The following is an 8,240-nucleotide window of genomic DNA, read 5'->3' on the forward strand; positions in this document are numbered from 1 at the left end:
GCTCCGGCGGGCCCTGGAGGGCCCGCCGGGGGCGGGGTGCGGCGTCAGTGCGCGGCCGGGACGGCCGGGGCGGTGGTGCCGGCCGGGACGGCGGCACCGGTGGCCGGCGCGCCCGGGGTGGTGGCGCCGGGGGCCGGAGCGGTGGCACCGGGGGTGGCCGCGCCGGGGGTGGTGGTCTTGGCCGGGGTCGCGGTCGGCGACGGGGTCGGGCCGAAGCCCTTGTAGAGGCCGCGGCCGTCTGCGCCCGAGTCCGGGCTCACGGCGGCCTGGGCCTCGACCTTCTGGCCGTCCTTGAAGGTGAACACGGTCGGGGCGAAGCCGCCGACGTGGACGGTCGCGGAGGCGGCGGTGGCGGACGGGTTGCCCTGGCCGCCGATCACCACCGCGCCGCGGGCCGGGACGACGATGCCGGACAGCGGAGCGCCGGCGGCGTCCGCGAAGGTGGTGGCGGCACCGCCGACGGTGACGGACTGGAGCTCGGCCGGGGCGTCCGCGGTGTTCGCGATGTTCACGACCACGTTGGCGGGACCGGTGTGGTCGCCCGAGGCGCCCTCCCCGGTGACGACCACGATGTTGTTCAGCCGGAGGTTCGTTCCGAGGGTCGCCGCCGCGTTGTCCGGCTTGATCTGCAGGGTGTCCGGCGTGTTGCCGGCGGCGCAGGAGGACAGCGAGGCGATGGCGATGGCGGCGAGGGCGGCGATGCTGCCGCGTCGAAGGCTGCGGCTCACGGCGGCGGCTTCTCCCTAGGTCACGTGTCGGGTGGTCAGGTCTCAGATTATCGACCTCGCTTATGCGCTCCTCACGGGGTGGTCCCCGTGTCGCACTCCCGGGGGCCGCCGGGGGCCGTCCGGCCGTACGCCGGGGGTGCGTCCGGCGGTACGTCGACATGTCCGGGTCACGCGGAGGACAAGGTTCGACCAAGATCGAATAACGATTCGGCCGCGACTCGAAAAGGGGTGAAAGCTCAAGATCCAATCATGGTTGCGGGGGTGTTGCGCAAGGGTTTCGTCGAACCCCGGAACCGCCTCCGACCTGCGGGAAGCCCCTCTCGAACACCGGTCGCAGCACGTCATGGGGGTCCTTGTCAAGCCCCGAGACCGGCCCTGACCTGCGAAAACGCCCTTCGGGTGGGCCGAGAAGCGTGTTATTCTGGAAAGCCACGGAAGGGGTCCTGTCACATGACGTTCAAGGTTGGCGACACGGTGGTCTACCCCCATCACGGGGCCGCGCTGATCGAGGCCATCGAAACTCGCCAGATCAAAGGTGTGGACAAGACCTACCTGGTGCTCAAGGTGCAGCAGGGAGACCTGACGCTCCGCGTGCCCGCCGAGAACGCGGAGTTCGTCGGTGTGCGCGATGTAGTCGGCCAGGAGGGTCTGGACCGGGTCTTCGAGGTGCTGCGGGCACCGTACACGGAAGAGCCGACCAACTGGTCCCGTCGCTACAAGGCGAACCTGGAGAAGCTCGCCTCGGGTGATGTCATCAAGGTCGCCGAGGTCGTCCGCGACCTGTGGCGCCGCGAGCGCGAGCGCGGCCTCTCGGCCGGCGAGAAGCGGATGCTCGCGAAGGCGCGCCAGATCCTCGTCAGCGAGCTCGCGCTGGCGGAGAACACCAACGAGGACAAGGCGGAGACGCTGCTCGACGAGGTCCTCGCCTCGTAGCGCGCCACCGCAGTGCGGTCGGGCTGCCGCCCAACGCTCACAGCGCCCGGTGCCGGCGCGCCACTCCTCGGACGAACCGTCCGGGAGTGGTGCAGTGGCACTCCGGGCGCTGAGGCATGTCCGGACCACGCCACCCGCCCGAGCCGGCCCAGGCCTGCAAGACCGTTTCCGCACCCGTTCTTGCGCGGAACTTGCGGAGCTGTGCGGCGGACGGTGGACCGTGGTTCTTCGGAAGGGGCCCGGTGCGCCCGCCGGGCACGCCATGGCCATACCCACTTCGCCGAAGGAGTGAAACCTGAACGCGTCAGGAGCAGTCGCAGCAGCAGTGGTGCCCGCCGCCGGACGGGGTGAGCGGCTGGGGCCCGGGGCCCCGAAGGCCCTGCGGGAACTGGGGGGCGTGCCGCTCCTGGTGCACGCCGTCCGGGCCCTGGCCCGCAGCCGGGCGGTCGGCCTGGTCGTGGTCGCCGCGCCCGCCGACGGGGTGGCCGAGGTGGTCGCCCTGCTGGACAGCCACGGGCTGGACGACAAGGACATCCGGGTGGTGGCCGGCGGGGCGACCCGCCAGGAGTCGGTCCGGCTGGGCCTGGCCGCGATCCCGGACGAGGTCGGGATCGTGCTGGTGCACGACGCGGCCCGCCCGCTGGTCCCGGTCGAGGTGGTGGACGCCGTCGCGGCCGCCGTCCGGGCCGGGGCGCGGGCGGTGGTGCCCGCGGTGCCGCTGGCCGACACGGTGAAGCGGGTCGAGCCGAACCCGGGCGGCCCCGAGCCGGTGCTCGACACGCCCGAGCGCGCCACCCTGCGCGCGGTGCAGACCCCGCAGGGCTTCGACCGCGCCACCCTGGTCGAGGTGCACGCCAAGGCGCTGGCCGAGGAGAGCGCGGGCACCGCCGACGCGCCCCCGGTCACCGACGACGCCGGCCTGGTGGAGCGCTACGGCGGCCGGGTCGTCGTGGTGCCCGGCCACGAGGAGGCGTTCAAGGTCACCCGTCCACTGGACCTCGTGCTCGCCGAGGCCGTACTCGCCCGCAGGAGGGCCGCCGATGCCTACTGACCCGCAGACCCCCGTGATCCCCCGCGTGGGGATCGGCACCGACGTGCACGCCTTCGAGGCCGGCCGCCCGCTCCGGGTGGCCGGGCTGGACTGGCCGGACGCCGAGGTCGGCCTCTCCGGGCACTCGGACGCCGACGTCGCCGCGCACGCCGCCTGCGACGCGCTGTTCTCGGCCGCCGGGATCGGCGACCTGGGTGCCCACTTCGGCACCGACCGGCCGGAGTGGGCCGGCGCGTCCGGGGCGAAGCTGCTCGGCGAGGCGGCCCGGCTGGTCCGCGAGGCGGGCTTCGAGATCGGCAACGTGGCGGTCCAGGTGATCGGCGTGCGGCCGAAGATCGGCAAGCGGCGGGCCGAGGCGCAGGCCGCGCTGTCCGAGGCGGTCGGCGCCCCGGTGTCCGTCTCCGGAACCACCACCGACGGGCTGGGGCTGACCGGCCGGGCCGAGGGCCTGGCCGCGATCGCCACCGCCCTGGTGTACGAACGGCGTTGAGCCGGTCGCGGTGAGCGGTCGGGAACAACCCGGACCTGACGGGTGTTCACCGGGTGTTCCCGGGGCCCGAGTCGCTAGTGTTCGGCTCGGGCCCGGACGGGGCTTCCGCTCGGGCCGAACACCGACGTGAAGGGGTTTCCGATGGGTGTCGAACTTGCGGACAAGGTCAAGGAACTGCTCGACAGCACGAGCTTCGCCGTGGTCTCCACCATCCAGCCCGACGGGGGCCCGCAGGCCTCCGTGGTCTGGGTCAAGCGGGACGGCGACGACATCCTGTTCTCCACCGTCGAGGGCCGCCGGAAGCACCTCAACCTGGTCAGGGACCCGAGGGTGTCCCTCGTCATCAACGACAAGGACAACCCGTACGAGTACTTCGAGGCGCGCGGCGAGGCGACGCTGACCACCGAGGGCGGCCGGGAGCTGATCGACGAGCTGTCCCGCAAGTACCTGGGCAAGGACTACACCTTCGACGGCCCGGAGGCGGTCCGGGTGGTCGTCCGGATCTCCCCGGACAAGGTGCTCGGCAACATCTGAGTCCCGTCCGCGTCCCGCCGTTTCCCCGGGATCACGCCCCCGTTGTCCCGGGGAATGTGGCGGGGCACCCCCCGGTGCCCACTACGCTTGACGCTGTGAGCATTCGTCTGTACGACACCAGCACCCGCCAGGTACGCGACTTCGTCCCGCTTGTACCGGGTTGTGTCTCGATCTACCTGTGCGGCGCTACCGTTCAGTCGGCGCCACACATCGGGCACATCCGGTCGTACCTCAACTTCGACCTCATGCAGCGGTGGTTCGCCTACCGCGGCTACCAGGTGACCTTCGCCCGGAACGTCACCGACATCGACGACAAGATCATCGCCAAGGAGCGCGAGCTCGGCACGCCGTGGTGGCAGATCGCCTACGAGAACGAGCGCGCCTTCAACGACGGCTACGACGCGCTCGGCTGCCTGCGGCCGACGGTCGAGCCGCGGGCCACCGGGCACATCCCCGAGATGATCGCGATGATGCAGGGGCTCATCGAGAAGGGCCACGCCTACGCGGCCGACGGCAACGTCTACTTCGACGTGCGGTCGTACCCCGACTACCTGGCGCTCTCCAACCAGAAGCTGGACGACCTGCGCCAGCCCGAGGGCGAGGGCGAGACCGGCAAGCGGGACCAGCGCGACTTCGCGATGTGGAAGGCCGCCAAGCCGGGCGAGCCGAGCTGGGAGACCCCGTGGGGCCGCGGCCGTCCGGGCTGGCACCTGGAGTGCTCGGCGATGGCCCACAAGTACCTGGGCGCGGCCTTCGACATCCACGGCGGCGGGCTGGACCTGATCTTCCCGCACCACGAGAACGAGATCGCCCAGTCCAAGGCCTACGGCGACGACTTCGCCGGCTTCTGGGTGCACAACGCCTGGGTCACCATGGCCGGCGAGAAGATGAGCAAGTCGCTGGGCAACTCGGTGCTGGTCTCCGAGATGGTCCGGGCGTGGCGGCCGATCGTGCTCCGCTACTACCTGGCGGGCCCGCACTACCGCTCGATGATCGAGTACAGCGAGGAGTCGCTGCGCGAGGCCGAGGCCGGCTTCGGCCGGATCGAGGGCTTCATCCAGCGCGCCGTCGAGCGCTGCGGCACGGTCGACGCGGCGCCCGAGGTGCCGCCGGCCTTCGCCGAGGCGATGGACGACGACTTCGGCGTGCCGCAGGCGCTGGCCGTCGTGCACACCGCCGTCCGCCAGGGCAACAGCGCCCTGAACGCGGACGACAAGGAGAGCGTGGTGGCGCGACTGGCCGAGGTCCGTGCGATGCTCGGTGTACTGGGCCTCGACCCGCTCGACCCGCACTGGGCCGGGACGGAGCGCGGCGAGGACCTCCACGGAGTGGTCGACTCGTTGGTCCGTCTGGTCCTGGACCAGCGGCAGGCCGCGCGCGAGCGCAAGGACTTCGCCACCGCGGACGCCATCCGCGACCAGCTCGGCCTCGCCGGGCTGGCCATCGAGGACACCCCGTCCGGCCCGCGCTGGACGATCAACAGCCAGTAACCCCATCCGACGATCGGGGTGATGGGTGGGCCGTACCGGACCGGTGCGGCCCTCCCGCATGACGTAGCGCATGCCGTCGGCCGCCACCGGGCAGACCGGGACGGCCGGGGCATGCCGGACAGACAGGAAGTACAGCCATGGCCGGCAACAGTGCACGCAGGAACCGTCGCAACCCCGGATCGAAGAAGGGCGCGTCTGTCGGTACCGGCGGCCACAGCCGGAAGGCGCTCCAGGGCAAGGGCCCGACGCCGCCCGGTGCGGAGCGCAAGGGCCACCCGAAGCAGCGCGCCGCCAACGCCGCGATCAAGCGCGAGCGGGACGCCAAGGCCCGGGCCGGCATGCGCCGGGCCGGCGGCGGCGGCCGTGGTGGCCGCGGCGGCGCGGGCAGCGCCGAGCTGGTCTTCGGCCGCAACTCGGTGGTCGAGGCCCTGCAGGGCGACGTCCCGGCCAACGCGCTGTACGTCCAGCAGTTCATCGACACCGACGACCGGGTCCGCGACGCCTTCCAGGCCGCCAACGACCGCGGCATCCCGCTGATGGAGGCCCCGCGGCCCCAGCTGGACCAGATGACCGGCGGGATGAACCACCAGGGCCTGGTGCTCCAGGTGCCGCCGTACGAGTACGCGCACCCCGACGACCTGCTGGTCGACGCCGCCGACGCCGGCCAGGACGCGCTGATCATCGCGCTGGACGGCGTGACCGACTCGCGCAACCTGGGCGCCGTGGTCCGCTCGGCCGCCGCCTTCGGCGCGCACGGCGTGGTCATCCCCGAGCGCCGCGCGGCCGGCATGACCGCCGGTGCCTGGAAGACCTCCTCCGGCGCCGCGGCCCGGCTGCCCGTCGCCCGGGCCACCAACATGACCCGCACCCTGGAGGCCTACCAGAAGGCCGGTCTGATGGTGGTCGGCCTGGCCGCCGACGGCGAGGCCGAGATCGGCGACCTGGAGCTGCTGACCGGTCCGGTCGTGATCGTCGCGGGCAGCGAGGGCAAGGGCCTGTCCCGGCTGGTCTCGGAGACCTGCGACATGCGGGTCCGGATCCCGATGTCCGGCCTGACCGAGTCGCTGAACGCCGGTGTCGCGGCGGGCATCGTGCTGTACGAGGCCGCGCGACTGCGCGCCAAGCGCTGAGCACGGCCGGGTTGCGGCGCGCAGGAGATCTTCCGAATTCCCCGCAATCCGAGTGAAGGCGATCGGGCCCCGACCGGGCCCGATCGCTTTTTTCATGATCACTTCAAGTGTGCGCCGGACATCCACCCGGGAGAGTGTCCTAAGCGGGCGTCACCCGGTTAGACGGGCGTGGACACCAGAACACCTCGGCGCCCCCTGTTCGGCGACGGCAGCACCGGGATAGACGCGGGCCCCGGCCTCAACACCGTCAAGGTGGAGTCGGACCCTTCGCGGCTCAGCAGCACCCAGGCGAGCTTCCGGCTCCGGCTCGGCGGCCCGGTGGCGCCGCTGATCGATGCCCCGGCCGGACTGCTGTCCACCGGTGCCGCATTCGGCGACCCGTACGCCAACCAGGGCCTGATCCGCCGTCCGCTGGTCACCCCGCAGGTCGTCGTGCCCTCCTCCGCCGTCCCGGCGCTGGCCGGGGCCGGGGCCGGCGGCGCACCGCGCCGCAAGGGCCGGGTCACCGCCGTCACCTGGACCGGCCAGGCGCCCCCCGGGGACCTCGCGGCCACCCGGCTGCTGGAGGCGGTGCGCCCCGGCGGCACCCCGGCCGGCGGCGTCCGCCTGATCGAGGCGGACACCCAGGCGCTCCCCTCCCTCGCGGGCGCCCGCACCCTCCCGCGCCAGCCCCGCGAGGGCGCCGGCACCGCCACCGACGCGGGCGTCGGCCCGGTCGGCGAGCCGCACGGCTGGACCCCGAGCGGCGAACTGCCCGAGGTCTCCGCCGTCGACGCCGCAGGCAGGCAGCCCTGGTACCCGGGCCGCCGGGTCGACCTCGGCCTGGTGCTGCTGCCGCTGCGCGCCGTCCTCGGCTCGCTCTCCGTCTACGCCGGGTTCAGCAAGCTCTGCGACCCGGTGTACTTCGACGGCGGCGAGCGCGGCTCGATGATGCGCTGGCTCTCCTCGCTGCACCCCTGGAAGGTCGCCGAACCGCTGCTGGCCTTCGCCATGGCGCACCCGGTGGGCGCCGGCCTGGTGGTGTCGTTCACCCAGATCGTGGTCGGCGTGCTGACCGTCCTCGGCCTCTGGCAGCGGCTCGCCGCCGGCGCCGCGATGGCGCTCTCCGCCGCGCTGCTGTTCACCGTCAGCTGGCGGGCCGTCCCGGTCTACGACACCCCGGACCTGATCTTCCTCGCGGCGTGGAGCCCGCTGCTGATCGCCGGAGCGCCGTTCGCCTCGCTGGACGGGCGGCTCAGCCTGGAGGCCTGGCGCCGGTACGGCGCGGACGCGCCCGGGGCGCTGCGCCGCCGGGTGCTGCGCCGCGGCACCGTGGTCACCACGGTCGTCGTCGGCCTGACCCTGCTGCTCGGCTCGATGCTCGGCGCCGCCGTCCGTACCGGCGCCCGGGCGCACCAGGCGCCGGACCGTCCGGCCACCGACTACGGCACCCCGGTCTGGCCGTCCGGCAGCCCGTCCGGCGCCCCCGGCGGCAAGGGCACGTCCACCACGCCCCAACCCGCCGCCCCGCACCCGGCCACCCCGACGCCGAGCGCGACCACCCCGGCCGCCACGCCGTCCACCAAGCCGGCCACCCCGACGCCGAGCGGCAAGGCGCACTCGGGCAAGCCCGAGGCCGGGTCGGGCTCCTCCCCGGCCGCGCCCGCCCCGTCCGGCGGCTCCGGCGGCACCGCCCCCGCCTCGCGCGGCACCCCGGGCACCGGCGGCTCGGGGCCGGCGGCCAAGTCCAGCCCGAGCTCCGGCGGGCTGCTCGGCGGGGTGCTGGGCAGCGCGCCGCTGGCCGACCTCTCCGGCGGCCGGACCTCCCACCCGGGGGTGCCGACCGCGACCTGAGGCCCGCGTGACGGCGGTCGGCCGGGTGCTCCGCGGGGAGCACCACTCTCT

8 protein-coding genes are annotated in these 8,240 nt (G+C 73.6%); 7 read left to right on the forward strand and 1 reads right to left on the reverse strand.

The window, feature by feature from the left end; translation table 11 throughout:
- Positions 1-44: 44 nt before the first annotated feature.
- Entirely contained in the window at positions 45-728 is a 684-nt protein-coding gene (locus ACFU7Z_RS31225; protein WP_074001726.1) for a hypothetical protein, read from the reverse strand.
- A gap of 450 nt (positions 729-1,178) precedes the next feature.
- Here ACFU7Z_RS31225 and ACFU7Z_RS31230 point away from each other — a divergent pair, with 450 nt between their 5' ends.
- The 7 genes from ACFU7Z_RS31230 (at position 1,179) to ACFU7Z_RS31260 (ending at position 8,189) form a co-directional block, all read left to right on the forward strand.
- Positions 1,179-1,661: a CarD family transcriptional regulator gene (locus ACFU7Z_RS31230; RefSeq protein WP_014136563.1), complete on the forward strand. Its 483-nt coding sequence runs from the start codon at positions 1,179-1,181 to the stop codon at positions 1,659-1,661.
- A gap of 295 nt (positions 1,662-1,956) precedes the next feature.
- Entirely contained in the window at positions 1,957-2,712 is a 756-nt protein-coding gene (gene ispD, locus ACFU7Z_RS31235) for a 2-C-methyl-D-erythritol 4-phosphate cytidylyltransferase (protein ID WP_074001725.1), read from the forward strand.
- Positions 2,702-3,202, forward strand: a complete 501-nt coding sequence (gene ispF, locus ACFU7Z_RS31240; protein ID WP_049657183.1) for a 2-C-methyl-D-erythritol 2,4-cyclodiphosphate synthase — start codon at positions 2,702-2,704, stop codon at positions 3,200-3,202. The genes ispD and ispF overlap by 11 nt, the downstream gene beginning before the upstream one ends.
- A gap of 141 nt (positions 3,203-3,343) precedes the next feature.
- Positions 3,344-3,736, forward strand: coding sequence for a PPOX class F420-dependent oxidoreductase (locus tag ACFU7Z_RS31245; RefSeq protein WP_049657181.1), 393 nt, complete (start codon positions 3,344-3,346; stop codon positions 3,734-3,736).
- A 95-nt stretch (positions 3,737-3,831) separates the two neighbouring features.
- On the forward strand, positions 3,832-5,226 hold the full coding sequence (gene cysS, locus ACFU7Z_RS31250; RefSeq protein WP_117488415.1) for a cysteine--tRNA ligase: 1,395 nt from the start codon (positions 3,832-3,834) through the stop codon (positions 5,224-5,226).
- 137 nt (positions 5,227-5,363) lie between these two features.
- Positions 5,364-6,356: a 23S rRNA (guanosine(2251)-2'-O)-methyltransferase RlmB gene (rlmB, locus tag ACFU7Z_RS31255; RefSeq protein ID WP_049657177.1), complete on the forward strand. Its 993-nt coding sequence runs from the start codon at positions 5,364-5,366 to the stop codon at positions 6,354-6,356.
- A gap of 168 nt (positions 6,357-6,524) precedes the next feature.
- The gene (locus ACFU7Z_RS31260; RefSeq protein WP_117488413.1) at positions 6,525-8,189 is read left to right on the forward strand and encodes a DoxX family membrane protein; all 1,665 of its coding nucleotides are present in this window, start codon (positions 6,525-6,527) and stop codon (positions 8,187-8,189) included.
- Positions 8,190-8,240: the final 51 nt, after the last annotated feature.

Origin of the sequence: Kitasatospora sp. NPDC057518, from assembly GCF_042802075.1 — a bacterium.
GTDB lineage: Bacteria > Actinomycetota > Actinomycetes > Streptomycetales > Streptomycetaceae > Kitasatospora.